The sequence below is a fragment of the Hymenobacter latericoloratus genome (assembly GCF_014199535.1).
Classification (GTDB): Bacteria; Bacteroidota; Bacteroidia; order Cytophagales; family Hymenobacteraceae; genus Hymenobacter; species Hymenobacter latericoloratus.
In genome coordinates, this window is the sequence record NZ_JACHNV010000004.1 from 134,526 (window position 1) to 160,507 (window position 25,982).

At 61.5% G+C, this 25,982-nt stretch carries 18 protein-coding genes, 1 tRNA gene and 1 pseudogene; 12 read left to right on the forward strand and 8 right to left on the reverse strand.

What is annotated here, in order from left to right; all coding sequences use genetic code 11:
* Positions 1-28: 28 nt before the first annotated feature.
* The 3 genes from GGU46_RS15045 (at position 29) to GGU46_RS15055 (ending at position 5,076) form a co-directional block, all read left to right on the forward strand.
* Positions 29-1,153, forward strand: coding sequence for an efflux RND transporter periplasmic adaptor subunit (locus tag GGU46_RS15045; RefSeq protein WP_183404396.1), 1,125 nt, complete (start codon positions 29-31; stop codon positions 1,151-1,153).
* A gap of 58 nt (positions 1,154-1,211) precedes the next feature.
* Positions 1,212-4,625 (forward strand): efflux RND transporter permease subunit, encoded by a 3,414-nt coding sequence (locus tag GGU46_RS15050; RefSeq protein ID WP_183404397.1) that lies wholly within the window; start codon positions 1,212-1,214, stop codon positions 4,623-4,625.
* Positions 4,626-4,815: 190 nt separating this feature from the next.
* Positions 4,816-5,076, forward strand: a complete 261-nt coding sequence (locus tag GGU46_RS15055; RefSeq protein WP_183404398.1) for an acyl carrier protein — start codon at positions 4,816-4,818, stop codon at positions 5,074-5,076.
* A gap of 508 nt (positions 5,077-5,584) precedes the next feature.
* Here GGU46_RS15055 and GGU46_RS22340 read toward each other — a convergent pair.
* Together GGU46_RS22340 and GGU46_RS15065 are read right to left on the reverse strand one after the other, a co-directional pair.
* Positions 5,585-5,938 (reverse strand): annotated as a pseudogene (locus GGU46_RS22340) (YkvA family protein); the annotation flags it as partial.
* 171 nt (positions 5,939-6,109) lie between these two features.
* Positions 6,110-6,712 (reverse strand): C40 family peptidase, encoded by a 603-nt coding sequence (locus tag GGU46_RS15065; RefSeq protein ID WP_183404399.1) that lies wholly within the window; start codon positions 6,710-6,712, stop codon positions 6,110-6,112.
* A 315-nt stretch (positions 6,713-7,027) separates the two neighbouring features.
* On the opposite strand from GGU46_RS15065, the gene GGU46_RS15070 reads away from it, so the two are divergent.
* Together GGU46_RS15070 and GGU46_RS15075 are read left to right on the forward strand one after the other, a co-directional pair.
* Positions 7,028-7,408 (forward strand): hypothetical protein, encoded by a 381-nt coding sequence (locus GGU46_RS15070; RefSeq protein WP_183404400.1) that lies wholly within the window; start codon positions 7,028-7,030, stop codon positions 7,406-7,408.
* A 105-nt stretch (positions 7,409-7,513) separates the two neighbouring features.
* A complete protein-coding gene (locus GGU46_RS15075; protein ID WP_183404401.1) occupies positions 7,514-8,032 on the forward strand; it encodes a hypothetical protein in 519 nt (172 codons plus the stop codon).
* A gap of 117 nt (positions 8,033-8,149) precedes the next feature.
* On the opposite strand, the gene GGU46_RS15080 is transcribed toward GGU46_RS15075, so the two are convergent.
* Positions 8,150-8,222: transfer RNA gene (locus GGU46_RS15080), tRNA-Thr, on the reverse strand.
* 128 nt (positions 8,223-8,350) lie between these two features.
* Between GGU46_RS15080 and GGU46_RS15085 the strand changes: the two genes are divergently transcribed.
* The 3 genes from GGU46_RS15085 to GGU46_RS15095 are packed head-to-tail and all read left to right on the forward strand — an operon-like array spanning position 8,351 to position 9,935.
* Positions 8,351-8,824: a hypothetical protein gene (locus tag GGU46_RS15085; protein WP_183404402.1), complete on the forward strand. Its 474-nt coding sequence runs from the start codon at positions 8,351-8,353 to the stop codon at positions 8,822-8,824.
* Between the two features lie 56 nt (positions 8,825-8,880).
* Positions 8,881-9,651, forward strand: coding sequence for an FkbM family methyltransferase (locus GGU46_RS15090; protein WP_183404403.1), 771 nt, complete (start codon positions 8,881-8,883; stop codon positions 9,649-9,651).
* Positions 9,651-9,935: a DUF4834 family protein gene (locus GGU46_RS15095; RefSeq protein ID WP_183404404.1), complete on the forward strand. Its 285-nt coding sequence runs from the start codon at positions 9,651-9,653 to the stop codon at positions 9,933-9,935. Before GGU46_RS15090 ends, GGU46_RS15095 begins: the two co-directional genes overlap by 1 nt.
* Positions 9,936-10,038: 103 nt before the next feature.
* Here GGU46_RS15095 and GGU46_RS15100 read toward each other — a convergent pair whose 3' ends face one another.
* Complete coding sequence (locus tag GGU46_RS15100) at positions 10,039-12,693, reverse strand: DUF5686 and carboxypeptidase regulatory-like domain-containing protein (RefSeq protein ID WP_183404405.1); 2,655 nt, start codon at positions 12,691-12,693, stop codon at positions 10,039-10,041.
* A gap of 232 nt (positions 12,694-12,925) precedes the next feature.
* Here GGU46_RS15100 and GGU46_RS15105 point away from each other — a divergent pair, with 232 nt between their 5' ends.
* Positions 12,926-13,429 (forward strand): regulatory protein RecX, encoded by a 504-nt coding sequence (locus GGU46_RS15105; protein WP_183404406.1) that lies wholly within the window; start codon positions 12,926-12,928, stop codon positions 13,427-13,429.
* 9 nt (positions 13,430-13,438) lie between these two features.
* On the opposite strand, the gene GGU46_RS15110 is transcribed toward GGU46_RS15105, so the two are convergent.
* Positions 13,439-14,074 carry a DUF4230 domain-containing protein gene (locus tag GGU46_RS15110; protein ID WP_183404407.1) on the reverse strand — a complete coding sequence of 212 codons (636 nt, stop codon included), beginning with the start codon at positions 14,072-14,074 and terminating at the stop codon, positions 13,439-13,441.
* A 110-nt stretch (positions 14,075-14,184) separates the two neighbouring features.
* Between GGU46_RS15110 and GGU46_RS15115 the strand changes: the two genes are divergently transcribed.
* Positions 14,185-15,405: a hypothetical protein gene (locus GGU46_RS15115; RefSeq protein ID WP_183404408.1), complete on the forward strand. Its 1,221-nt coding sequence runs from the start codon at positions 14,185-14,187 to the stop codon at positions 15,403-15,405.
* A 13-nt stretch (positions 15,406-15,418) separates the two neighbouring features.
* On the opposite strand, the gene GGU46_RS15120 is transcribed toward GGU46_RS15115, so the two are convergent.
* The 3 genes from GGU46_RS15120 to GGU46_RS15130 form a co-directional block, all read right to left on the reverse strand.
* Complete coding sequence (locus GGU46_RS15120) at positions 15,419-16,309, reverse strand: 1-aminocyclopropane-1-carboxylate deaminase/D-cysteine desulfhydrase (RefSeq protein WP_215906363.1); 891 nt, start codon at positions 16,307-16,309, stop codon at positions 15,419-15,421.
* Between the two features lie 211 nt (positions 16,310-16,520).
* Positions 16,521-19,100: a YfhO family protein gene (locus tag GGU46_RS15125; RefSeq protein WP_183404409.1), complete on the reverse strand. Its 2,580-nt coding sequence runs from the start codon at positions 19,098-19,100 to the stop codon at positions 16,521-16,523.
* Between the two features lie 74 nt (positions 19,101-19,174).
* Positions 19,175-20,080, reverse strand: coding sequence for an EamA family transporter (locus GGU46_RS15130; RefSeq protein WP_183404410.1), 906 nt, complete (start codon positions 20,078-20,080; stop codon positions 19,175-19,177).
* A gap of 368 nt (positions 20,081-20,448) precedes the next feature.
* Here GGU46_RS15130 and GGU46_RS15135 point away from each other — a divergent pair, with 368 nt between their 5' ends.
* Positions 20,449-22,962 carry a bifunctional UDP-N-acetylmuramoyl-tripeptide:D-alanyl-D-alanine ligase/alanine racemase gene (locus GGU46_RS15135; RefSeq protein ID WP_183404411.1) on the forward strand — a complete coding sequence of 838 codons (2,514 nt, stop codon included), beginning with the start codon at positions 20,449-20,451 and terminating at the stop codon, positions 22,960-22,962.
* A gap of 217 nt (positions 22,963-23,179) precedes the next feature.
* Complete coding sequence (locus GGU46_RS15140; protein WP_183404412.1) at positions 23,180-25,981, forward strand: TonB-dependent receptor; 2,802 nt, start codon at positions 23,180-23,182, stop codon at positions 25,979-25,981.
* The last annotated feature ends 1 nt before the right edge of the window (position 25,982 follow it).

Here is a 25,982-nt window from a genome sequence, read left to right on the forward strand (position 1 = left end):
CTTTCTAGCTCCTAGCTTCTTTTCCCTCATGAAATACACGACTTCTGCCTTTCTGCTGACTCTGGGCCTGCTGACCGCCTGCGGCGACAAGGACCCCAAGGCCGAGCTGGCTAAGCTGAAACAAGAACAGGCCACCAACCAAGCCAGGATTGCCGAGCTGGAGGCCAAAGCCGGCACGGCCGGCGAAAAAGCCCCCGTGCAGGTAACGCCCGTGTCGGTAATAAAAGTAGCCCCCGAAAGCTTCAAGAGCTACCTGGAGGTACAGGGTCGGGTTGACTTCGACCAAAACGCCACCGTATCGGCCCGGGCGGCCGGTACGCTCACCAGCCTGCGCGTGCAGCGCGGCGACCGGGTCAGCAAGGGCCAGACCCTGGCTACCGTAGATGCCTCGGTGCTGGAAGCCAGCATTGCCGAGCTGCGCACCCGCCTGGATTTGGCCCGGGTGGTTTATGAAAAGCAAGACCGCCTCTGGAAGCAGGAAATCGGGACGGAAATTCAGTACCTGCAGGCCAAAAACAACTACCAGGCCCTGCAGCGCAACCTGGCCTCCCTGAACCAGCAGCGGGCCCTCTACAACGTAGTAGCCCCCTTCGGTGGTACCGTGGACGACGTGCTGCCCAAGCTGGGCGAAACCGTAGCGCCGGGTGCCCCGGTGGTAAAGCTGCTCAGCAACAGTGGCAACGGCAAAATTGTGGTGGATGTGTCGGAAGCCTACGCCTCCCGCATCAAGGCCGGCGACCAGGCCCTGGTTACCATCCCTGACCTGGGCGAGCAGGACCTGCCGGCCACCGTGCGGGTAGTAACCAGCACCATCAACCCCGTGAGCCGCACCTTCACCACCGAGCTGCGCCTCAGCAACCCCGCCCAGGCCGGCCGGCTGCGCCCCAACATGGTGGCCAACGTGCGCATCCAGAACTACGCTCGCCAGAACGCAACCGTGCTGCCCGTAGATCTGGTGCAGAAAGACGAACAAAATAGCTACGTGCTGGTAGTGAGCGACAAAGGCAACCAGAAAGTGGCGGCCAAGCGCATCATCCAGACGGGAAACACCTACAATGGCAAAGTGGAAATAACTGGCGGTCTTCAGCCCGGCGACCAGGTGATTTCCGCCGGCTATCAGAATCTGAACGAAGGTCAAACGGTGAGTTTGTAGCGGCCCCGCCCCGGCCGGGCCGGAGCGAGGCTAACGCAAAACGTCAAAACCAGAACTCATGCAGGATTTAGAGAAAGAGTTCAAGCCGACCTCCTGGTCGATTGACAACAAAACCAGTATTTACATTATTACCCTGCTGCTGTGCGTGGCGGGTATTTTCTCCTACATCAAGCTGGGGAAAGAAAAGTTTCCCGATATCGTGATTCCGCGCATCATCGTGGCCACGATTTACCCGGGCACTTCCCCCACCGACATTGAGAACCTGGTTACGCGCCAGCTGGAGAAGGAAATCAAGAGCGTAAACGGGGTGAAGAAGATTTCTTCGACCTCGAACCAGGACTACTGCATCGTGGACGTGGAGTTTAACTCCGGCGTGGACGTGCAGTACGCCAAGCAGCTCATCAAGGACGCCGTGGACAAGGCCCAGAACGAGCTGCCCAACGACCTGCCCTCGCCGCCTACCGTGCAGGAAGTAAACCTCTCGGAGCTGCCCATCATGAACGTCAACCTGGCGGGTAACCTACCCACCAGCCAGCTGAAAAAGTACGCCGACGACTTCCAGGATAAGATTGAGGCCCTGCCCGAAATTACCCGGGTGGACATCATCGGGGCCCTGGAGCAGCAGGTAAACGTGGACGTGGACCTGAACCGCCTGCGCGCTTCCCGCCTGAGCTTCTCGGACATCAGCAATGCCATTGCCCGCGAGAACATCACTATTTCGGGCGGCTCGGTGAACGTGGGTGAGCAGAAGCGGGCCGTACGCGTGGCCGGCCAGTACGTGCGCGCCGCCGACATTGCCAACATTCAGGTGAAAAACCTGAACGGCGCGGCCGTGCGCCTCGGCGACATTGCTACCGTCACGGATGCCTTCAAAGACCGGGAATCCTACGCCCGCCTCGATGGCAAAACCGCCGTTACGCTCAACGTAATTAAGCGCCAGGGCGAAAACCTGATTGACGCCTCCGACAAGATCAAGCAGATCATTGACGAGTCGAAGCAGAGCCTGCCCAAGGAGCTGACCATTACCGTAACCGGTGATACCTCCAGCGACACCCGCGTAACCCTGCACGACCTGATCAACACCATCATCATCGGCTTTATTCTGGTAACGCTGATTCTGATGTTCTTCATGGGCACCACCAACGCTCTGTTCGTGGGTCTTTCCGTGCCGATTTCCATGTTCCTGGCCTTCGTGCTCTTGCCGGGCTTCGGGTTTGCCCTGAACATGATTGTGCTCTTCGCCTTCCTGCTGGCCCTGGGTATTGTGGTGGACGACGCCATTGTGGTTATCGAGAACACCCACCGCCTCCTGCACGAGCACCCCAACCTGACCACGGCCCAGGCCGCCAAGTACGCCGCCGGCGAGGTGTTCATTCCGGTTCTGGCCGGTACCCTGACCACCGTAGCGCCCTTCGTGCCGCTGATGTTCTGGCCGGGGATAGTAGGTAGCTTCATGTTCTACCTGCCCGTAACCCTGATTCTGACCCTGATGTCGTCGCTGGTGGTAGCCTTCATCATGAACCCGGTGTTCGCCGTCTCGTTCATGGAGCGCGAAGACCACCACAGCGGCGAGAAGCCCCAGCTGACCAAGAACTTCCTGATTGCCATGGGCGTGCTGGCCCTAGTTGCCGTGATTGGCTACCTTGCTGGCTCGCCGTTCGTGGGCAACCTGACGGTGTTCATCATTCTGTTCTGCTTCCTCGATAAGTTCGTGTTCGTGCACTGGATTGCGGGCTTCCAGACCAAAGTGCTACCCCGCTTTCAGAACGGTTACGCCCGCGTGGTTACCTGGGCCATCAGCCACCCGGCGGTGGTACTGGTCACGATGGTGGTGCTGTTTGTGGTATCCGTCCTGGCGGTGGGCGCCCGTCAGCCCAAGGTAGACTTCTTCCCCAGCGGCGACCCCAAGTTCATCTACACCTACCTGAAGATGCCGGTGGGCACCCGCGTGGAGGTAACGGACTCGGTAGCCCGCGTGCTGGAGAAGCGCATCTACGGCGTAATTGGCAGAGACAACCACGACGTGGAGTCGGTGATTACCAACGTGGCCATTGGCGCCAACGACCCCGGCGAGGCTTCGGCCTCCGGCACGTCGCAATCGAACCTGGCCAAGATTGCCGTGGCTTTCAAGGAGATGAGCGAGCGGACCGGCCCCGAAACCCGGACTTACATGGATAAAATCCGGGAAGCGGTGAAGGGCATTCCGGGCACCGAAATTTCGGTGGACCAGGAAGCCAGCGGCCCGCCCACGGGTAAGCCCATTGCCATTGAGGTAGCCGGCGACGATTATCCTACCCTCATTAAGCTCTCCAAGGACGTAACCCGCTACATCGAGTCGAAAAACATCGGGGGCATTGAGCAGCTGCGCTCCAACCTGGAGGACCGCAACCCCGAAATTGCCGTGGACATCGACCGGGTCCGGGCCAACCGCGAAGGCATCAGCACGGCGCAGATTGGAGTGGAAGTGCGCACGGCCATCTACGGCGCCGAGGCCAGCAAATTCAAGACCCCCGACGACGAGTATCCGATTCAGGTGCGCTACGCCGAGCCCTACCGCTCCGATGTGGATGCCATCCTGAACTCGCCCCTGACCTTCCGCGACGCCACCGGCGCCGTGCGCCAGGTGCCCATTTCCTCGGTGGCCGACGTGCGCTACGGCACCACCTACGGCGGCATCAAGCGCAAGGACGTGAAGCGCGTAATCACCATCTCCTCCAACGTACTCAGCGGCTTCACCGGCCCCGATGTGGTGCGCAACATCGAGACGGCCCTGAAAGCCTACCCCACGCCGCCCGGCTACACCGTGCGCATGGGTGGGGCTCAGGAAGACCAGCAGGAAACCAGCTCCTTCCTGGGGGTGGCCGCCGTGGGTGCTTTCGCCCTCATCTTCCTGGTGCTGGTAATGCAGTTCAACTCGGTTAGCAAGCCCCTGCTCATCCTCACCGAAATCATCTTCTCGGTCATTGGGGTAATGCTGGGTCTGGCCATCACGGGCATGAACATCAGCATTGTGATGACGGGGGTAGGCATTATCGCCCTGGCCGGTATTGTGGTGAAAAACGGCATTCTGCTGGTGGAGTTCACCGACATCCTGCGCAGCCAGGGCATGCCCCTGCGCGAGGCCATTGTGCTGGCCGGCCGGACCCGCCTGAACCCGGTAATCCTGACGGCTACGGCCGCTACTCTCGGCCTGATTCCGCTGGCTATCGGCCTGAACGTGGACTTCTACGAGCTGTTCAATTCTTTCAGCCCCAACTTCTTTATCGGTGGCGAATCGGTAACCTTCTGGGGGCCGCTGGCCTGGACCATCATCTTCGGACTGGTTTTTGCGACGGTGATTACGCTGGTGGTAGTGCCGGTAATGTACCTGCTCACGGAAAGCCTGAAGCTGCGCCTGAACAAGACGCCGGACAGCCCCGCCACCGCCGAGGAAACGGAGGCTGCCCGCCCCCCGGTGCTGGCTGAGTACTAATTCTTGCGGGGAAGCCCGGACCCGGTGGCACTGCGCGCCGGGTCCGGGCTCAACCCTGATTTATCTGTTTTCTGGCGGCGCCTGCAACCATATAGGGTGCCCGCATACTCCTTCGCCCGAATGGGCGGGGTAGTGGCCCAGGCCCGGCCCGCCAGCGTTTTAGTCCCCTTCGTACCCTGTCGTTTCCCCTATGTTTACCTCAACGACTACTGCCCCCAAATCCATTCAGCAGCAGGTGCTGCGCATCATCAGCAAGCGCAAGGCCATCAAGGCCGGGCGCCTGCGTATCGGCAGCAGCCTTAGCCAGGAGCTGGGCTTTGATACGGTAGATGTCGTGGATATCATTCTGGAGCTGGAGCGCAACTTCCACATCACCATCCCCGACGAAGTGCCCCTGGCTACGGTCGGCGACTTTGTGGATTACGTAGCCTCGCACGCCAAAGCTGCCTAAGCTCCGCTTAAACCGTGAGCCCGCTCCCTACCCCTTTCCCGAGGGGAAAGGGTGCCAATCGGAACAAAGCCAAAGCCCCAGCAGAACGGCACATCATACCGATGTGGGCCGTTCTGCTGGGGCTTTGGCTTTTTAGTAGCTCAAGTGAACCTTACCGGACATTACCGCCCGGGTCGCCACCGTTGGGGCGGCCCGAGTCGCCGCTCAGGCGCGGCTCGCGGCTGCTGTCGGTGGTGTTGGCAGAAGCATCGGAGTGCGGAGTAGCAGCGGCCGGTTTGGCATCGGTGATGCTGGCCGGGGCCGGCTGGCTGCTGTCGGGGGCGCTAATGCCGGAATCCGTGTTGGAAGCCGTGGGGTTGTGGGCGTCGGGGGCCTCTACCGGAGCCATGGTGGGGGCGGCGGCCTCTTTGTCTTCTATTATCTCGGCGTCGGTGATGAGAGAAGGGCGGGTTTTTTCCCACTCCAGAAACTTCTCCATTTCCTCTTTGATAGTAGTGCTGAACCAGGCCACCAGGGCTACGTCATCCAGCAGGCCCAGCACCGGAACAAAGTCCGGAATCAGGTCAATGGGGCTCAGGAAGTAAATGGTAACCGCCACGGCGGCAATAACGGTGGAGGTAGGCAGCCCCGTGTACTCGCCCGAAACCGAGGACCGAATCAGGCGGAAAAGCGTCTGAAGCGTTTCCCAGGCTTCGTGGGCAATAGTGCCAACGTCGTTTTTCTCGCTGGCTTTCTGGTACGCGTCGTTCAGCAGCTGCTTCATGCGCGTAGGCTTCTTGATATATTCTTCGGCCTTGCCTACAAACTTTTTGAAAAGGGGGGAAGAGGCAATCTGTTCGCCTTTGGGGTTTTGCTTGTCCATAGCGCGTAAGGGAGAGAAAAGTGGATGGGACAAAGCTACGTCCCAGCGCTGTGCTATACTCCGTTAGGGCAAAATGGTTTTCGGGCTTTAAGGCCCGCTTAAAAAACAAAAACGCCTTGTTCAAAAGAACAAGGCGTTCGAGAAATCAGGCAGGTAGGCTATAAACTGGGCTTAGCGCTCCACGCGGCCAGCAGCGTAGAAATTGCGGCTGTAATAGGCCTGGTTCAGTGAGCTGACCATTACGCCGCCGTTGGTGGCTGAGTGGGCAAACTTGCCGTCTTTCAGGTAAATACCTACGTGGTAGATGGGTTGGCCGGGGCCCCGACGAAAGAACACTAAGTCGCCGGTTTGCATTTCGTCTTTCTGCACGTGCTTTACGCTGCTGAACATTGAGCGGGAGCTGCGCTGCAGGGTAATACCGTAGGCTTCCTTGAATACGCGGGTTACAAAGCCGGAGCAGTCGGTGCCGCTTTTGCTGTTGCTGCCGTAGCGGTAGGGGGTGCCCAGCCAAGCTACTACCGTTTCCAGTAAGGACTTGTCTTCGGTGTAGCTAGCCTCAATACCCAAGCGGTGAGCAGCTTTATTGTACGCCAAAGAATCGGAGGCAGTGAGGGTGCGGGGCTCTTCGTCGCCGGAGAGCAGGCCGCTGAGGAAAGAAGCTTCCTGGGTAGTAGGAGCGGCTGAAGCAGCCGAGGAAGCAGGAGATGAGTTTTCGAAGAAAAAAGAGAGGACCATCGAGGCCGCGGCGAGGCAATACAGTATGCTATTCTTCATTGTCCGTCGGGAGGTGGTGAAAGCACTGCCGGGGGCTACCAGGCAGCGTAAGCGTGCTTCTTTTTTTCGATAGGCAACCGGGCAGACCGGATGGCGAAAAGGGTGATGAATAGACCTTTTAAGTCGCCGAAACCAGAGTCCAGTTCGACGGCCATTGGTTAAAGCTAGCCCTAAAATTCCGGAACTGCCAAGCTTTCGTCCCGAAACAGGATAAAGTTCTTCTTATAAAACAGCACTTTCCCGAAAAAATCATGCTTCAATTCCTAACCGCATCCGAAAGCTATGCGTATAATCCGCCCTCATTTTTAGTAGTCTATGAAGCAGCCGCGCATTATTGAAAACTCCCCGCTAGCCCGGCTGGCCCGCCTCAAGCTAGGAGCCCCAAACGTGGCTATGGTGCTGGGGCGAAGCATCCATCTGAGCGGAGTCAGCCGGGATGATTTTCTGCGCGACCCTTTCTGGGTAGCGCACGAGATGGAGCACATCCGGCAGTTTGAGCAATATGGGCGCCTGGGCTTTCTGGTGCGTTATCTGCGCGACTGGGCCCGGTATGGGTACTATAATATCCCGTTTGAAGTGGCGGCTCGGGAAGCGGCGGAGCGCAACGCTCCTCTTTACGCGCAGGGTAAGCCTTTGCCTGGGCACGCAGAGCGGCACCCCACGCCTAAGGCGAATGAGCAGGCACGAAAAGGATAAATTTCCGGAGTGGTCTATAACCTTCGGCCAGGTTTTCACGAATAGGGGAGGGAACCGGCTAACTACCTGGTTTAGATTAGATGTACTCCCCAAACCTTTCCCATTATGAGCTCACAGAAATCCAATCAGCCCGGCGCTCCTGCCCATAAGCACATCACGTTCACTCCCGCCAGCGAAACGTCGCAGGGCGCTGACGATTCGGCCTCTTCGGCCTACAACGAGCCCACCAGCTCCGACGCTTCGCAAAAAGAAGCATCTGCCGGGGGCAACCAAAACCAGTCGGGCCAACAGTCGTGGCTTGACCAGCAGCAGTGGCTGAAAAATATTGACGTGCAGCAGATCAAAGATCTGGGCACTAAGGCTATGGACCAGGTAAACAAAATGAGCCCTACGCAAAAAGTAATCGGCGGGGCTTTGCTGGCCGGTGGCCTGAGCTGGCTGGCCCTGCGCTCAAAGAGCAGCAGCGCCAAAGGTGAAACGTACCGCGCGTACCGAGGCTCGTCGTCGGATAGCAAAAACAGCAGCAAGTCTTCGTCGTCGTCGAAGTGGGACAGCTCTAACGAGTCGGTGTACCGTGGGGCTACCCGCAGCTACGGCGAAGATGATTATGCCTCCGACCTGTAGGCTTTAGCGTAGCTGACCAAACAGCAAAAGCGGCCGGAAAGAACTTCTTTCCGGCCGCTTTTGCTGTTTTTCACCAAAACAAAAGCGCCGCTTCCGGAGTGGAAGCGGCGCTTGCAGAGCCTGTTATTGGACTCGAACCAACGACCTGCTCATTACGAATGAGCTGCTCTACCAACTGAGCTAAACAGGCACTTTCCCGATGTAGGCTGTTCAGCCTGGGGCTGCAAAGATAGAAAGCCCAGTGAACAACACGCAAGGCCGAAACGTAATTTTTTGCAAAACCAACCGGCTGCCTGGCTCAACTATTCACTTAGCTATATGAAAACTGCTTCTTCCTCTTCGCTGGTGCAGGCCCTGGGTAGCGGCCTGGCCGGAGCCCTGGTTCTGAACGTGGTGCACGAAACGGTGCGGCACCTGCGCCCTGTAGATGCGCCCCGCATGGATATCTTAGGCGAGCGGGGCCTGCGCCGGCTGCTGTTCAAAGCCAACGCGCCCCAGCCCGGTCCCGCTGCCGCCTACGGCCTCACCCTGGGCGGCGACGTGCTCAGCAACGGGTTATACTACAGCCTGGTAGGTACCGGCCCGGGCGTGTGGTGGCGCGGGGTGGCCCTGGGGCTGGCGGCGGGGGTAGGCGGGGTGGTGCTGCCCGGCCCTCTGGGCTTAGGTGACGGCCCCAGCAACCGCACGCCCCAAACCAAGGCCATGACGGTGGCGTGGTACCTGCTCGGGGGCATAGTGGCCGCCAGCGTTTCGGCGTGGTGGAACAAGAGCGGCCCCCGACAGCCCCGGTAAAAGTCGGCTTCCGGCAGTCAGCAGGTTTGCCGGCTTTCCGGCATCTTTGCGCCACTATGATGAAACAACTGCGCAAGCTGCTGGTCCGCACGCTGGGCTTCGAGCAATACATCCGGCTGGTGAGCCGCGTGTACCTGCACCTGGTGGGGGCGGGCTGGGGCCGGCAGAAGTATCCGGAGCTGTTTTTTCTGGAGCAGATTATCAAGCCCGGCTTTGTGTGCCTTGATATAGGCGCCAACCTGGGCTACTACTCCGTGGCACTTTCCCGGCGGGTAGGGCCCCAGGGGCAGGTACTGGCCGTAGAGCCCATTCCGGCTTTTCAGGCCATCTGGGGAGATAATGTGCGGCTGAGCGGCTACTCCAACCTGACGCTGCTGCCCTACGCCCTGGGTGGGGAGCAGGGCACCGTGCAGATGGGTACCCCGGAGCGCGACGGCCTGCTGCACCACGGCATGACCAAAGTAGCGGCCAGCAACACCCAGGAGCGCTACGCCCGCACCTACGAGGTGCCCATGCGGGTGCCGGATGAGCTGTTTCAGAACCTGCCGCGACTCGATTTCGTGAAGTGCGATGTGGAAGGCTTTGAGTATGAGGTGTTCCGCCATATGCAGGCCACCCTGCGCCGCTTTCAGCCGCTGATTCAGACGGAGCTGAATGGGCTGGAAAACCGCCGGGCCGTAACCGGGCTGCTGGCCGAACTCGGCTATAAACCATTTGTACTTTCCGAGCGTTTTGAGCTTGTACCGTGTTCTGAGGCGCAGCTGAACAGTGCCGTTACGGCTGACTTCTACTTTCAACCCATTGCTCCGGCTGCTGAGCTTTCCTGATGATAAAATTCCTGCTCGTTCTGCTGATTCTGTGGCTTATCATGCGCTTCGTGATGCCCCTGGTGCTCCGCCTAGTAGTCGGAAACCTGGTGAAGAAGAAGGCCCAGCGTTTCGGTCAGCAGTTTGGGGGCGCCCCTTTTACCCAGCCCCGTCCGGAGGCCCGCCGGTCCGGTACCGCCTCGGCCGATGAAGTGCAGGTGGACTACGTGCCGCCCCGCGCCAAATCCCAGAAGCCCAAAGAGTTCAAAGGGGGCGAGTACGTGGATTTCGAGGAAGTTAAATAGTAAGGAGGTGATGGGTGAGGAAGTAAGGAGGTAGTAGAATAGCTGCGTAAGATATCTGCCACCGTCTTACTTCCTCACCCCATCACCTCCTTACTATAGCAGCTTAAAACCCAAAGCCTACGCGTACGCCGGTGCCCACCCGCTGGCCCGATTGCAAGCTGGTGTAGAAATCGGCGCGCAGGATCTTGAAGACGTGTTCCACGCCCACGCCCAGCTCCAGGTAGTGGTTGGCAGTAGGGGTAGTGAGGTAGTTGAGCGAGGCCACTTCCTGCCAGTGCAGGCGACGCAGCAGCGGGATTTTGTTGAGCAGGAACCCGTTGAAATGGTGGTTGTAGTGAGCCTCCAGAAACTTGTCAGCCGTGCTGAAGCGGTAGTAATCCAGGAGCTGGAATTTGCTGAAGTCCTCGGTGAGGTAGGTGCGGTTGCCGCTGAAGTGACGAAAATCCATGAACGACAAGCGGGTAGAAGAACCCGGGAACACGCCGGCCGCTACCCGGTAGTTGCTGGTGCCTAGCAGTCCCAGGCTGATGGAGTGGCGCACGCTGGCCTCCAACAGGGTATAGCGCACATCGGAGCCTAGTACGCCGCCTACCCCCTGCCGCCAGGTTAGCGAGAAAGTAGGGTATTTGGAGCCGAGGTTAAACTTGCCGTCGGGGCGGGTGATGTAGCGCTGACCGGGGCGGAATGAGGCTACCACTTCGGTGGTAAGGGCTTCATTTCGGCCAAAGGCGGTGCTATCGGGGCGCTCGGCGCTTACGGGTTGGTTGGAGGTAAAGGCCCGGCCTTTCTCGTCGCGGAGCAGTTTGAAAGTGGTATTCTGCAGCTCATAGCGGCGGAAGTAGCTGGCCGTGGTTTGCAGCGTCAGGCCATTGAGCGGTTCCCACTGGTAGCCCAGCTGCAGCCCGTCGCGGCGGTAGAGCTTGGCGTAGTTTCGGTTTTCCAGCAGGGTATAATAGGTATTGATGAAGGGGGTAAGCTGGCTGCTGGGGTCGAAATTTTCAATGGTGCGGCCCACCAGCAGGCTCAGGCGGGAAAGCTTCACGGCGTCGAGCTGCCAGGAGGCGGCCACGCTGGGGCTCAGCAGCTCGTTGCTAAAGCCGTAGCGCACCGAAGGCGTCACGGACCAGGTGCGCCGGTCGTCGGTGCGCTGGGTGTAAGTGGCCTGCGGGTTGACCACTAGGCCTTCTACCGTGTTGTAGTTTACAATATTAAATACCGGGGCTACGTACCACTGCCGCTTCCGGAAGCTGTTGCTGTACACGTAGCCGGTAAGCAAGAATTTGCCGAAGCTGAGCTCATTGCGCTTGCGGTCCAGCGAATCCTGGTAGGGACGGGAGTTGCGGATTACTTCGGTGCTGTCCTTTACCTGGTAGTCCTTCTGCTCTTCTTCCGTGAGGGGCACGGGCCGGATGGAGGCCCAGTAACTGGTGTCGCGCTCATTCACGCCCTTTTCTACCAGCATCACCTCGCCGCGCTTCAGCTTGCTCAGGCCCAGCCCGGCCGTGTCGCGGGTGGCGGCCTGGCGGCCTTCGCGACGCACGGCTCGCGACAGGCCCGCGAGTTTGGGCTTCTGCTTTTTCACCTGGGCTACCGTTTCGCGGGTCACGGGCGCATCGTCGGGGGTATCGGGGTTGGTAGTGGGGGCGGGGGTAGTCGGGGCCGGCCGGTTGGGGTAGGTGGGCGTCACCTTATAGTTGGAAAGGATAGCCGTGATATAGCCATTGCCCTTGAAGCCGAAGGCCGTGAAGCCCACCGTTACTTTCTGGGACTGCATCACCCACACATCGGAAGGACCCGGCGCGGGCGCGAAAATCTGCTCGATGTGCAGGTTGTCCACGTAATCGAGCTGGGCATCTTTGCTGAGGTCCAGGCTCACGGAGTGCAGGCGCCACGTACCATCCACGATGTAGATGTGACCCGCGAATACGGGGTCGGTGCGGCGGCGGGGCATTACCTTGATTTTATGGATGAGCAGGGCGCCCTGGCGGGTGCTGCCTTCCAGCTCGTAGCGGTAGAATAGTGGGGCGTTGGCCGCAATCGGCGACACAAAGCCCCGCTCCGAAAAGCCGCTTTTCAGCACGTTCTGGTAGAAGTTGAGGCCCCGGCCCGCGCTGGCCCGGTTAAAGCTGATGCCCTTGGTGTCGCCGCTCACGCGGGAAGAAATCATGCGCTCCTGCACTACGTTGGGCTGGCGGAAACTCATTTCCGACACGGTTTCGGAGAGGTAGAAAATACCCGGCTTGATGTCGGGACCCACCTTCACCAACCCCAGAATCTTGCCCGGCACATCCGTAAAGCGCGCCAGGGTTTTGATGTAGGTGCGGGCCTTAAAGGCGGCCACCTCGCGCTGGTGGTAGCGCCGCCACTGCATGGCCTGCTGCACAATCGTATAGGCGGGGTCCTTGTCGGTGGAGCGTACTACCACCTCGCGCAGCTGGTAGCTTTCCGGCGCCAAAGTGATGTTGAGCACCGTGGCCGTGTCGCCGCCGGCTACCTGCACGGTTTGCAGCAGGGGCTTGAACCCCACGTACTGGAACACCAGCTCGTAGCGGCCGGCCGGCAGCCGAAGCTGATAGTTACCCTGCTCATTAGAGGCGGTGCTGGTGGTAGTGGTACGCACGGCCACGTTGGCAAAGGCCAGGCCCTCGCCCTTGTTGTCGGTAATACGGCCCCGGATGATGCCGGCAGTAGCAGGCGCGGCCGCGGCCAGAAGCAGAAGTAAAATCAGGAAATAGCGCTGCATCAGATACTTGTTCACAGATGGTGTCAAGATAGAGGAAATAGCCAGGGCAAAGGTTGTATGGGGTTGAAAATTGCGGAGCTGCTACCCCGGTTCAGGCCTCGAAGGCAGGGGAGGGGGTAGGGCAAAACCGCTGGCGGGTGGCAAGCTGGGGCAACTTGCTGGCCGGGGCTATAGTAGATTTGGCCCGACGGAATCTAGCTTGGCGGCGTGTTGTTGCTCTGGTTTCCACTCTGCCTATCCTCCCGCCATGAATCAGCCCAAAAAGAAATTCTATACTCCCGCCGAGGCTTTGCAGAAAATTGCGGCCTACTGCACCTACCAGGAGCGCACGTTTAAGGAAGTGGAAGCCAAGCTGCGCGAGTATGGCCTGGATGAGGACGAGGCAGGCGAAATTATGATCCGGCTGAGCCGGGAGAATTTCCTGGATGAGGAGCGCTACGCCAAGAGCTTTGTGCGCGGCCACGTGCGCCAGAAAAAGTGGGGCCGCCGCCGGATTCAGCAGGAGCTAAAGCAGAAAGGCCTGTCCGAGTACTGCATCAAGGCGGGTATGAAGGAAATTGATGGCGACGAGTACTACCAGAATCTGCTGGATGTGCTGGAAAAAAAGGACCGCCAGGAAAAAGAGCGCAACCCACGGCTGCGGCGCCAGAAAATTCAGCTGTTTCTTACCGCCAAAGGCTACGAATCGGACCTGATTAAGATGGCGCTGGACGACTTCGGCAAAGAGAAAGAGGCCGAAGACGAGGACTGATGTGCCCGGCTACTGCCGCTTCGGCAGCTGGGGTAGCTCCAGGCGACGCGTGAGGATGACGCGCCGGCCCGTCATGGTTTCGAGCATGGGGCGCAGCACCTGCTCGGCGTTCTGCTCCGTCTGGGCCAGAATGCCGGATTGCAGGGCTGCCGTGCGCACGTTGGCTTCGGCGTACTTATAGCCCGCATCTACCAGCTCCGCATCCTGGAAAAACCCATTCTCCACGCTGTACACCTTGCTTTTGCTGTGGTCAACCTGCCAGGTGCACAGCTCCGGCGCCGGTAGGGCCACCCGCAGCACCGAGTCGCCTTCGAGCACCACATCCTGGGGCCGTACCTGGCGCAGATCAAGACAGCCTACGGCGTGGCCGGCTACAATCAGGGCCACTTTGGCGTCGGGCAGAAAGCGGTACGTGCTTTTCTTGTACTCCACCACGTCCTTGAACTGGTAGCGCACCAGCTCTAGCCGGCCCAGGCTTTCTACCTTTTCCAGCACGGTATTGTGCGTGACGGTAATGTGGGGGGTAGGGGCCAATGGGTTACTGAAATCGGTCAGGGCCGGGCGCACTTTACTCCAGAGAAGCCACCCCAGCCCCACCAGAAAAGCAAGCGGAAGCAGGCGGCGTAGCAGACGAGGTAGGGGCATGGGGCAAGCAGAGCGGTAAGCACGCTATATACGCAGGCCATCGGAAAGAAGGCGGTTCGGGCCGGAGTTTGACCGGGGTGCGCTAGCTTTGGTCTTTGCGCTGCCGCCCAATGCCTGCCTTCTTTGCCACTGCTCCTTCTTCTGCTGGTGTCGCGGCCCTGCTGCTGCGGGGCGGGCAGTGGCTGAGGCGCCACCATGTGGCCCTGCTGGCCCTGGGGTGGCTGGTGGCTCAGGCCATCAGCTGGCACGTAAACCGCAGCCCCCGCATCTACGGCGACAGTGTGCACTACCTTGCTTATGCCCACCAGATAGCGGAGCAGGGCAATTTCGTGAAGGTGCATTACACCCGCTACCTCGGCTATCCGCTTTTCCTGAGTGCCTTCCTGAAGCTGGGACTGGGAAAAACGGCCATGGCGCTGGGGCAATACGTCTTGGCCGGTTTGGGGGCCGTGGCCTTTTACCGGGCGGTGCGCCGATTGGCTCACGGGGCCTGGGAGCCTGCTTTTCTGGCTACGCTACTCTACATCGGGTGGGCTGAGATTCAGCGGTTCAATGCCTTTCTGCTCACGGAGTCGCTGTTTACCAGCCTGCTGCTGCTTTCGCTGTGGGCGGTGGGGCGGGCCCGTACGGCGGCGGGTTGGGGCCTGGCGCTGCTGGTGCTGCTGGCTACGGTAAGTATCCGGCCCAATGGCTTCGTGGCTTTGGCGGCGGCGGCGGTGGCCGGTGCGGTCTGGGTCCGACAGCGGGCCTCGTGCCGGGTACAGTGGGGGGTACTTATCGGGGGCGTGCTGCTGCTGCCGCTGGCCTGGGTAGCGCTTAACCAGCTACTGCTCACCTTCCGGCTGATTAAAACCTATCAGGAGGGCATGGTCATTTTCATGTACGATGGTATTCTGATGCAGCCTCCGGGGGCGCTGGCATTGCCACCCCCGGCGGCTTCCCCCGTGGGGCGGCTGGCGTACTTTATCGGGCATAATCCGCGCTATTTCGGGCAGCTGGCCGTCTGGAAGCTGACGTTCTTTATGGGCTTCCCCAAGCCCTATTTCTCGGCCTTCCATGCCCTGGCGCAGCTACTCACGCTACCCCCGCTCTACTGGCTGGCGCTGCGCGGACTGGCCGCTCGTTGGGTGGCCCGGCCCATACGCGTGTTTCTGGCCGCCGCGTTTTTGCTGCAGGCTGCCATTGTGGCCCTTACCGTGGAAGATTACGACGTGCGCTTCTCGGGGCCCGTGCTGCCCTACCTGTTCGTGCTGGCTGCCCTGGGGCTTACCCCCTGGATATACCGGCTGCAGCACCGGCTGCACCGGGCCGCCCTACCCCCTCCGGCTTAGCCTACCCTTTGTGTCAAACGCCACCAAACCCGGCCCAGGCCTGCAGCCCACCGGTATGGATGGCTACCACCGTGCTGCCGCGCCGAAAGTGCCCCTGGGCCAGTAAGTCCAAAATTCCCATCAGCATTTTGCTGGTGTAAATAGGGTCGAGCAGGACACCGTGGCGTTGCTGAAACGCCTGCACGAAGCGGCGCAGCTCCGGCGTGAGGCGGGCGTAGCCACCGCCGTGGTAGTCGGTGCGCAGCGTCCAGTTGGAGTACACCCGGCCGGCGGCTTGCTGGGTTAGCGCGTTGATGTCGGTGCGCAGAAAATCGGCGCCCTTGAGAGCGGCAATGCCGAGTGCCTCCCGCTGCCCGCCCAGCCCGACCAGCAAGCCGGCCAGGGTGCCGCCCGTACCGCAGGCCACGCAGAGGGTATCGAAGTCGGTCAGTGTTAGTAGTTCCGGCACTAACTCGGCGCAGCCGGGCAGGGCCAGGGCGTTGGAGCCGCCTTCGGGCAGCACGTAGGCCGGCCCCAACTCCTGCAGCAGCGCCGCTAGCACCTCCGGCTGGTGTTTGCGGCGGTAGGTGGCGCGGTCCAGGAAGTGCAGGCGCATGCCATCCTGCCGGGCCCGGGCCAGGGTAGAATTCAGAGGCTGGTTGCGTAGTTCTTCGCCTCGCACCACGCCCACGGTTTGCAGCCCCGTCAGGCGGCCCGCGGCAGCTACAGCAGCCAAGTGGTTAGAGTAAGCTCCGCCAAAGGTAAGCAAGGTGCTATGGCCCAGCCGTTGCGCTTCCCGCAGGTTATACGTAAGCTTCCGCCACTTATTGCCGGGCAGCTCGGGGTGGTTTAAATCGTCGCGCAGCAGCAGGAGCTGTACCCCGGCCCGGTCGGCGGCTGGCTCGTGTAGTGGCTGCAGAAGCATGGGTGGAGTAGCAGGTAATACGTAACAGGTAGCCCCAGCGGGGCGGCCTATGGGTAGCATCCCTACCCCTTTGGATTTATTCAAAGCCCCAGCGGGGCGACACCAACCGTGGAAGGCTTGGGTGACGCCCCGCTGGGGCTTGATTTGTTCTATGCGCTATGGTTTCTACCGATTGGTCAACCCGCTGGAGGTGCCACTGCCAGGGCCACCGCTACGCCAGCATCGTATCCTGAATGGTGTGGGGCTCGGAACGACGTTTGAGGGCGTAGTACAACGCCCCCAGCAGGGCCACAATCAGCAGCACCGACGATACCAGGGAAACCGTGTTGCCGAGGGCGTACTCCGAGGGCTCAAACTTAAACTCGATGGTGTGCGTGCCAGCGGGCACGGGCAGAGCCCGCAGCACATAGTTGGCCCGCAGGTGGGGAACCGCCTTACCGTCGAGGTAGGCGTTCCAGCCGTCTTCGTAGTAGATTTCGGAGAAGACCACCAGACCCTCCTGGGCGGCGTTGGCGCGGTAAGTCAGCTCATTGGGCGTGTACTTGGTCAGGGCAATGCTGGAGCCCGCGGCGGAGTAGGCTGGCTTCACGGCCGGAAACTTCGAGGCATCTACCACGGCCGTAGTGGCGGGGTTCAGGCTGGCGAGGGCGCTGATTTCCTGGTCGGGGTTCTGCACTTTCTGCACTTGGCTCACAAACCAGGCATTGCCCAGGGCACCGGGGTTGCGCTGCACCTGCTGGGGCTGGCCCTGCTGGCCCGGCACAATCACGTAGCGCGTGTTCAGCATATTGAGCACCTGCAGGTTGTTTTGCGAAATCTGACGCTCAATCAAATCCTGGTAGCGGCGCAGCTTGGCCCCGTGGTAGCCCCCAATGCTCTTATGGAAGTAGGAGGTATTGGCTTCGTTGAAGGGATTCTGCAGGTTGAATACCCGGTAGCTCAGGTCTTTGTCCTGCAGAATCTGCTGGTCGGCGGGCGAGGGCACGAACTGCTCGGCCACGGTTTCGCGCTGGAAGTTGCCGTCGTTGAGGTAGCGCTTATCCACCCCCCACAAGTCAACCAGGCTCAGCAGCCCCACCAGGGTAGCCGCCAGGCCGGCCGAGAGCTTGCGCTGCAGGAAAAACCACAGCACCCCGCCCGCGGCGGCCACGAAGAACAGGGACCGGAACACGTCGGTGCGAAGCAAATCGGCCCGGTCGGCGCGCAGGGCGGCCAGCGGGAAGCCTTCCTGCTGCTGCAGCTGCAGGTCAATGGGCGCCGCAAAATCCGACACCAGCCCCACCAGGAAAGCCAGAGCGCACAGGCCGGCCGTAATGGCCAGGGCCCGCAGCACATGCTTTTTCAGCAGGGCCGTGTCGGCGTCATCGGCGGGTTTGCCGGCCAGGGCCGCCAGGCTCGGGTGGGTGCTGGGGGTAGCCGTAGCGGCCGGCGCGGCCGGGCGGCCGCGCAGCACGCGGGCCAGGGCCAGCACGGCCAGCAGGGGCATGGTCAGCTGGGCAATGGTCAGGGCCATGCTCACGGCCCGGAACTTGTTGTAGCCCGGGAAGTAGTCGAACATGAGGTAGTTGAACGTCTCGAAGTTCTTGCCCCAGGCCAGCAGCACCGAGAGCAGAGTGCCCACGAGCAACCAGATGCGGGTGCGGCGGTCGGCCACCATTAGGCCCAGCACAAACAGGAAGAACACCACCGCGCCCACGTACACCGGGCCGCTGGTAATGGGCTGGTCGCCCCAGTAAGTAGGCATCTGGGCCAGATAGTCGGCAAGCTGCACGGGCGGTACGCCGGCCGCGGCCAGTGCCTTGCCGGTTTCCGAGTTGTCGCTGAGCTTCATCTGCGAAGCGCCGCCGTAAAAGTTGGGAATCAGTAGAGTAGCTGTTTCCCCGATGCCGTAGCTGTAGCTGAAAGCGTAGTCCTTACCCAGGCCCGTGCCTTCGGCATCGTCGGCGGGGGTAGGGGCTTGGCCGGGCGCGGCGGGCAGGGGCGTCTTCAGCTCCGACTTGCCCCGGATGCTGTACTTGCTGTATTCCAGGGTGGTGTAGAGGCGGCCGAAGCTCACGCCCACCGCCAGCAGGGCCGCTACCGCCAGCAGCGCCGTGCGGCTGAAAAAGTCGGGCAGGCGTTTCTCGCGGGCCGCGAAAATCAGCTCCACTACCCCAAACACCAGCACCAGCAGCAGCAGGTAGTAAGTAATCTGCAGGTGGTTGGAGCGCACGTTCATGGCCAGACCCAGGGCAAAGAGAGCCGTGCCCAGCCATTTGTTGCGCCGGAACGCTACCAGCAAACCCGCCAGCACCAGCGGGGCGTAGGCCAGGGCCAGGCTTTTGGTGTTGTGGCCGGCGGCCAGAATAATCAGGTTGTAGCTGGTGAAGCCCAACGACACGGCCCCCACCACACTCACCAGCGGCGAGAGGCCCAGGGCCACGCACAACGCGTAGCCGCAGACCAGGGCCAGAAACAGGTTGGCCACCACCGCCGGCAGCCCCAGCGTGAACAGCTGATGCAGGTACACGCTCAGGTCGCCGGGGAAGCGGGTGCTGATCAGGTAAGTGGGCATCCCCGAGAACATGGAGTTGGTCCAGAGGGCTTCCTGGCCGGTTTGCTCCCGGTACTGGGCCGCCTCGTGGGCCCCACCGTTAAACTGCACAATGTCGTGCTGGGCCAGGGTTTTGCCATCGAAGAGGATGGGCGAGAAGTACACGGCGGCCAGCACCAGGAAAAACAATACGGCCAGCAGGTGCGGCAGCACCCGCCGCAAGAGCGGCGCGGTGGCCGGACGGAGAGGAGTTGTCATTCGGCTTAAAGCAAGTCGGAAAACGGCCCGCCGGTGCCCCACGGCCCGGCCTGGCAGCCCGAAGGTACCCGTTTTTAGGGGTTTGTTGATGGGGTACGGCGCCGGAAAGCAAGATTATACAGGGCCACCGACAGCAAAATGACCCCGTAGGCAACCACCTGGAGGGTAGTAGCCCGCTCCCCGAAATACAGAAAGGCCAGCGCAAAACTCACCAGCGGATTCAGGTACATCATGATGCCCACGGTGCCCGAGGGTAGCGCGTTCAGGGCGTACAAATTCAGAAACAGCGGCACCACGGTAAAGCCCAGGCTCAGCAGGGCCGTCACGGCCAGCAGGTGCCCATCCTGAAACCCGGCCAGGGGCTGAGCCCCGAGTAGCGGCGCCACCGGCAGAATCAGCAGGGCCGCCAGCAGCAGCTGCACCGTCAGCAGCACCAGCCGGTCGTAGCCCTGCAGGCGGCGCTGGCTGATGAGGTAGGCGGCGTAGGTGGAGGCCACTACCAGGCTCATCAGCAGCGTTTTTACCTCGCCCGCGCCCAGCAGGGCGCAGCTCAGCGCACTCAGCCCGATGGCCAGCCACTGATTGAGGCGTAGTATTTCGCCCAGCACCACAACGCCTAGCAAGGCCGTCAGGATGGGGCAGATGAGGTAGGCAAACGAGCCGGCCTGCACGCTCACCTGGTTTACTACATAAATAAAGAGCAGCCAGTTAGAAGTCAGCAGCAAACCGCCTACCCCCGTGGTAAGGGCCAACCGCCGCCGCTCCGCCGCGGGAGCCGCCTGCCACTGCCGCCGGACGGCTTGCACGGCCGCGCGCCGCCCCAGCCCGTGCAGCAGCAGCAGCAGCCCCAGGGAAATCAGAACGCGGAAGAAGAGAATTTGCCCGCTGGCGTAACCGGCCAGCCAGCGCAGCGGAATCGGGAAAAAGCCCCAAATAAGAAAAGCCGCCAGGGCGGCCAGATGATGACGCGAGAGTTTCAACAATGAAAAAGTAAGGGTACTAGCCGGCAAAGATACCGCGACGCCTGCTTTCCTACCCCGCGCCTCGACCTTAACACCCGGCTCACCCATTCGTGCGGCCACGCTACCCCGCACCCCTGCCCGACGCCGGAGGCGTCCGGCCGGTTGGCGTTGCTGACTTCCGGCCGATAGGGTTTGCGGCCGTGGAGGGGGTAGGCAGATGCTGTTCTGGCGGCGCAAGCGGCTCGGGCGTCAACCGGTCCGACGCCGGAGGCGTCGGACCGGAACGGCCGGAGCGGCAGACAAACGCGGCGGCCGACTTGTTACTACCCCGTTTCCCAGTGTCGGTCAGCCCGGTTCCCCCGGCTCCGCTCTACCTTTGCGCTGCTATGCTTCAGTTCTCCGACCTGCCCGCTCTTACCGGCGGTGCCCTGCTTCAGCTCCCGACCTCAGCCGCACCGGTGCACCGCCTGCTCCTGGATAGTCGCCGGGTGACCACGCCGGCTGGCAGCGTGTTCTTTGCCCTGCGCGGCCCCCAGCACGACGGCCACCGCTACCTGCCCGAGCTGTACCAGGCCGGCGTGCGGCTGTTTGTGGTGGATGCGGAAGCTGCCATTCCGGGTGGAGCAGAGGCCTACCCCGAGGCTGGGTTGCTGCTGGTGCCCGATGCCCTGGTGGCGCTGCAAGCGGTGGCCGCCGACCACCGCCGCCGCTTTCACCTGCCGGTTTTCGGCATTACGGGTTCCAACGGCAAAACCATCGTGAAGGAGTGGCTGGCCCAGCTGCTGAGTCCTGATGAGCTGATCTGCAAAAGCCCGCGCTCCTACAACTCCCAGGTGGGCGTGCCCCTGAGCGTGTGGGAGCTGAACGAAACGCACACGTTGGCCATCTTCGAGGCCGGTATTTCGGAGCCGGGCGAAATGGCGCGTCTGGCCCGCATCATCCAGCCTACCCTGGGCATCTTCACCAACCTGGGTACGGCCCATGACGCCGGCTTTGCCTCGGCCCAGGAGAAAGTAGCCGAGAAAATGCGCTTGTTCGAGGACGTGGACACGCTGTTCTACTGCGCCGACCACGCCCTGGTGCACGCTGCCGCCCGCCGGCAGCTGCGGCCCGGGCGCACCATCCTCAGTGCCTGGACGCGGCAGCGCGCCCGCTACGACGCCCAGGAAGCCGACCTGCTTGTCATCATTCACGAAGCCTCCGCCGACCGCACCGTGGTGCGGGTGGAGCGCGCCCGGCCCCGCCCCCAGGAGTACACCTTCACGCTGCCTTTCGCCGACGAGCCTTCGGTGGAAAATGCCCTGCACGGCCTCGCGGTGCTGCTGTGGCGGCAGGTAGCGCCTACCGAAATCCAGCGCCGCCTCGACCGGCTCCAGCCCGTGGCCATGCGCCTGGAAATGAAGCAGGCCCTCAACGACTGCTACGTCCTCGACGATACCTACAACAACGACCTGGCCGGCCTGCGCCTGGCCCTTGATGCCCTGACCCGTCAGCCCCGCCGCGGCCGCCGCACCCTTATCCTCTCCGACGTGCTGGAATCGGGGCTGGGCGGGGCCGAGCTGTACGCCCGGGCGGCGGCTTTGCTGCCCGCCCACGGGGTAGAGCGCCTCATTGGCATTGGGCCCGATATCAGCCAGTACCGCGCGGCTTTTCAGGGTCTGGCCGCCGAGTTTTACCCCAATACCGAAGCCTTCCTGGCCAGTTTCCAGCCCGAGCAGTTCCGGCACGAGCTGATTCTGGTGAAGGGGGCCCGCCGCTACGGCTTCGAGCGGATTGTGGCCGCGTTTCAGCAGAAAATCCACGGCACGGTGCTGGAAGTAAACCTCGATGCCCTGGTGCACAACCTCAACTTCTACCGCCGCCGCCTGCAGCCCGGCGTGAAGCTGATGGTGATGGTGAAGGCCTTTGCCTACGGCAGCGGCTCCTACGAGGTAGCCAACCTGCTGGAGTTTCACCGCGTCGATTACGTGGCCGTGGCGTACGCCGATGAGGGGGTAGAGTTGCGCCAGCACGGCATCAGCCTGCCGGTTATGGTGATGAACCCCTCGCCCGATGCCTTCCAGAAGCTGCGCCAGTACCACCTGGAGCCAGAAATCTACTCCTTCGAACGCCTGCACGACTACCTGGCCGCGGCCCGCGAGCAGGCCCTACCGGCCATTCACCTCAAGCTCGATACGGGCATGCGCCGCCTGGGCTTCGCGGAAGAGGATTTGCCCGCACTCTGCCAGCTTTTGCAGGCCAACGCCGCCCACTTGCGCGTCGCCAGTGCCCTGACCCACCTGGCCGGTGCCGACGAGGCCCAGCACAACGACTTTTCCCGCCAGCAACTGGCGGCATTTGGGCGCATGGCGCCCCAGCTGGAGCAGGCCCTGGGCTACCCCATCCTGCAGCACGCCCTCAACTCGGCCGGAATTGTGCGCTTCCCGGAGGCCCAGCACAACATGGTACGGCTGGGCATCGGCCTGTACGGAGTAGAGGCCAGCGGACAGGAGCCCGATGCCCTGCGCCCGGTGAGTACCCTGCGCACCACTGTTTCTCAAATCAAGACGCTACCCGCCGGCGCTACCGTGGGCTACGGCCGCCGCGGCCAAGCCGCCGACCACGAGCGGCGCATTGCCACCCTGGCCATTGGCTACGCCGACGGCTACGACCGGCGCTTCGGCAATGGGGTAGGCGAAGTCGTCATTCGGGGGCGCCGCGCTCCGCTCATCGGCAACGTGTGCATGGACATGTGCATGGTGGATGTGACGGCCATTCCGGAAGCCCAGGCCGGCGACTCCGCTGTGGTATTCGGCGAAGATGTACCCCTAACCGACCTAGCCGCACGCATCGGTACCATCCCGTATGAGCTGCTCACGAACGTGAGTGAGCGAGTAAAACGGGTATTTGTTGCCGAATAAGCCTGAAAAACAGAGAAAATGAATTGGATTTATGCCAGTGTAAATCATGATATATCATGATTTTTCCAGGTGTTTATTTGTTCTATTTATGGATTTTGAATTTATATAATACAAATGTAACTTAGGAATATACGCTATATAGATATTCTGTCTAGCTTTGGGATACCTGTGAATCATTTCGGGATTACAGGATTTTCCCACTCTATACAGTTTGTTTATGCCCCCAATTTTTACCCGGTTTTTCTTATTGGCTACCTGGGTACTGTTGAGCTTCACCGCCGCCCGAGCCCAGACAGTGGCTCCCACAGCTGAAATCAACGGGACCGTTAGCTCTGACAAAGGGGAGGTGCTGCCTGCTACGACGGTAGTTGCCATTCACCTGCCCACCGGCATCCGCCGCACGACCACCACCGATGACCAGGGCGCTTTCAGCATTCCGGCCATGTTAGCCGGTGGCCCCTACACCATCCAGATTGCGCAGTCGGGCTACCGTACTCAACTGCTGACCAACGTATTTCTGGTAGCCGACAAGCCCAGCCGCTTCGTGACGGTTATGCCCGTGGCTACGGTAGCCGTAGGTACCCGCCGCGCCGACCGCACCCTGCTGGAATCGACGGTGCCCGTGGACGTGATTGACATGCGCGAGCTGTTACCCCTGGTGCCCCAGACCGACCTGACCCAGGTGCTACACCACGTTGTGCCCTCGTTCAACTCAACCCGCCAAACCTCGGCCGACGGCGCCGACCATGTGGACCCCATTAGCCTGCGTGGCCTGGCCCCCGACCAGACCCTGGTGCTGGTAAACGGCAAGCGCCGCCACACTACCTCCCTGATTAACCTGCTCGGGAGCCGGGGGCTAGGCAGCGTAGGGTATGATTTGAACACGCTGCCCACCAACGCCATTGAGCGGGTGGAAGTGCTGCGCGACGGTGCAGCGGCCCAGTACGGCTCCGATGCCATTGCCGGCGTAATCAACATCAACCTGAAATCAGACAACCACGGCGGTAACGCCCTGCTGAGCACGGGTATTACCAGCGCCGGCGACGGCCTCACGGGCCTGCTGAGCCTGAACCAAGGGCTGAAACTGGGCAAAAAAGGCTTCCTGAACCTGACGGCCGATGCCGACTACCGCGGCGCCACCACCCGCCGGCCCCAGCGCGACATTGCCTCCTGGCCCGTTTTCTCGTATGATGCCGAGGAAGAGCGCCAGATGATGGCCGCTTCGGGCAAAACCTACGCCGACTTCGAGCAGCAGAACGGCGACGCTAAGATGCGCAACCTGCGCGGCGTGTATAACCTGTCGATGCCGCTGTCGGAGAAAATCCGGCTGTACTCGTTCGGGGGCTACAACTTCCGTCGGGGCGAGGCCGTGGCCCCGTGGGTACTACCCGCCTCTGCCTCCGCCGACATCGTGGACGACATTTTCCCCCTGGGCTACCAGCCCCACATCAACACCCGCATTCACGATGCTTCGGCCGTAGCCGGATTCGATTTCACGCTGGGCCAATGGAACCTGGACCTCAGCCACGTGGTGGGCCGCAACCAGATGCGCTACGATGTAACCAACACCCTGAACAGCACCCTGGGCAGTGCCTCGCCCACCGAGTTTGAGGCGGGGGGGCTGCGCTTCACCCAAAACGTGAGTAACGCTACCTTCAGCCGCCTGTTCCCGAAAGCCCTGGCCGGTACGAACGTGGCGTTCGGGGCCGAGCTGCGCCATGACCGGTATTCCATTCTGGCCGGCGAGGAAGCTTCCTACTTTGATTACGGCAAGGGCAAAGCCGATGCTTCGGCCGGGGCCCAGGGCTTTATTGGCTTTGACCCCAGTACCACTATCAGCGGCACGCGCCGCAACGTGGGCGCCTTCGCCGACGTGGAAGCGGACATCACCAAGCAGTGGATGGTAGAAACCGCTCTGCGCTTCGAGAACTACAACTCCTTTGGCTCGGCCTTTACGTACAAGGTGGCCTCGCGCCTCCAGCTGGCGAAGGCCGTAGCTGTGCGGGGCGCCTTCAACACGGGCTTCCGGGCCCCGGCTTTGCAGCAGGTACTGTACCGCCAGCTCACGCTGCTGCCCACCTCTACCGGCCCCAAGTACAGCGGCATCTTTAATAACCAAAGCGAGGTAGCGGCGGCCGCCGGCATTGGCCAGCTCCAGCCCGAACGCTCCCGCAACATCAGCGCGGGCCTGGTTGTGACGCCTACCCCCGCTCTGACGCTGACCCTGGACGCCTACCAGATTGACATCGACGACCGGATTCTGCTTTCCGGGCAGTTTGGCCAGGATACCACCGGCGCGCGCCCGGCCCTGAACCAGGCCCTGGCCGCGGCCAACGCCGACAACGCCCAGTTCTTTACCAATGCCGCCGATACCCGCACCCGCGGCCTCGACGCCGTGGTAACCTACCGCAACGCCGTGGGCCGGGGCACGCTTAACCTAAGCTTGGCCGCCAACTTCAACCAGACCACCATCCGGACTCTGCACGTGCCCAGCCAGTTCCAGGCCCTGCAAATCGACAACAAGCCCGGCAACAACTACATCGACCAGCGCCAGCTGTCGTTGGTGACCACCGGCAACCCGGCCAGCAAGCTTATCCTGAGCACCGGTTATGACCTGGGCAAGTTCAGCGTGCTGATGCGCAATTTCTACTTCGGCCGGGTGCAGACCTACGACTTCAACTTCGACGGCCTGGATGAGGGTAGCGTGTTCCTGGATTTCCGGGCCAAAGCCACTACCGACTTAACGGTAGCCTTCCGCCCCACCAAAGGGTTGCAGCTGACGGCGGGCGTTAACAACGTGTTTAACGTCTACCCTGACCACATCAGCAAGGCCGCCCGCCAGGGCCGCGCCCCCGATGGGTTTGCCTCCCTGGAGCAGTACGGCCAGTACTTCCAGCAAACCTACGGCCGCCCCGTCAACGTGCCCTACGATTTCGATATCCTGCCTTATCAGTCGCAGCAGATGCCCCTTACTGGTCGGTACTTCTACCTGAAGGCCGTGTACAACCTGGGCCTCTAGC

Excerpts from the sequence above, each read along its gene's own strand:
- GGU46_RS15095 (WP_183404404.1), top strand. The coding sequence starts at position 9,651 with ATGATAAAATTCCTGCTCGTTCTGCTGATTCTGTGGCTTATCATGCGC.
- GGU46_RS15140 (WP_183404412.1), top strand. The coding sequence starts at position 23,180 with ATGCCCCCAATTTTTACCCGGTTTTTCTTATTGGCTACCTGGGTACTG.
- GGU46_RS15050 (WP_183404397.1), top strand. The coding sequence starts at position 1,212 with ATGCAGGATTTAGAGAAAGAGTTCAAGCCGACCTCCTGGTCGATTGAC.
- GGU46_RS15075 (WP_183404401.1), top strand. The coding sequence starts at position 7,514 with ATGAGCTCACAGAAATCCAATCAGCCCGGCGCTCCTGCCCATAAGCAC.
- GGU46_RS15045 (WP_183404396.1), top strand. The coding sequence starts at position 29 with ATGAAATACACGACTTCTGCCTTTCTGCTGACTCTGGGCCTGCTGACC.
- GGU46_RS15110 (WP_183404407.1), bottom strand. The coding sequence starts at position 14,074 with ATGCCCCTACCTCGTCTGCTACGCCGCCTGCTTCCGCTTGCTTTTCTG.
- GGU46_RS15090 (WP_183404403.1), top strand. The coding sequence starts at position 8,881 with ATGATGAAACAACTGCGCAAGCTGCTGGTCCGCACGCTGGGCTTCGAG.
- GGU46_RS15125 (WP_183404409.1), bottom strand. The coding sequence starts at position 19,100 with ATGACAACTCCTCTCCGTCCGGCCACCGCGCCGCTCTTGCGGCGGGTG.
- GGU46_RS15065 (WP_183404399.1), bottom strand. The coding sequence starts at position 6,712 with ATGAAGAATAGCATACTGTATTGCCTCGCCGCGGCCTCGATGGTCCTC.
- GGU46_RS15085 (WP_183404402.1), top strand. The coding sequence starts at position 8,351 with ATGAAAACTGCTTCTTCCTCTTCGCTGGTGCAGGCCCTGGGTAGCGGC.
- GGU46_RS15115 (WP_183404408.1), top strand. The coding sequence starts at position 14,185 with ATGCCTGCCTTCTTTGCCACTGCTCCTTCTTCTGCTGGTGTCGCGGCC.
- GGU46_RS15120 (WP_215906363.1), bottom strand. The coding sequence starts at position 16,309 with ATGCTTCTGCAGCCACTACACGAGCCAGCCGCCGACCGGGCCGGGGTA.
- GGU46_RS15055 (WP_183404398.1), top strand. The coding sequence starts at position 4,816 with ATGTTTACCTCAACGACTACTGCCCCCAAATCCATTCAGCAGCAGGTG.
- GGU46_RS15135 (WP_183404411.1), top strand. The coding sequence starts at position 20,449 with ATGCTTCAGTTCTCCGACCTGCCCGCTCTTACCGGCGGTGCCCTGCTT.
- GGU46_RS15105 (WP_183404406.1), top strand. The coding sequence starts at position 12,926 with ATGAATCAGCCCAAAAAGAAATTCTATACTCCCGCCGAGGCTTTGCAG.
- GGU46_RS15070 (WP_183404400.1), top strand. The coding sequence starts at position 7,028 with ATGAAGCAGCCGCGCATTATTGAAAACTCCCCGCTAGCCCGGCTGGCC.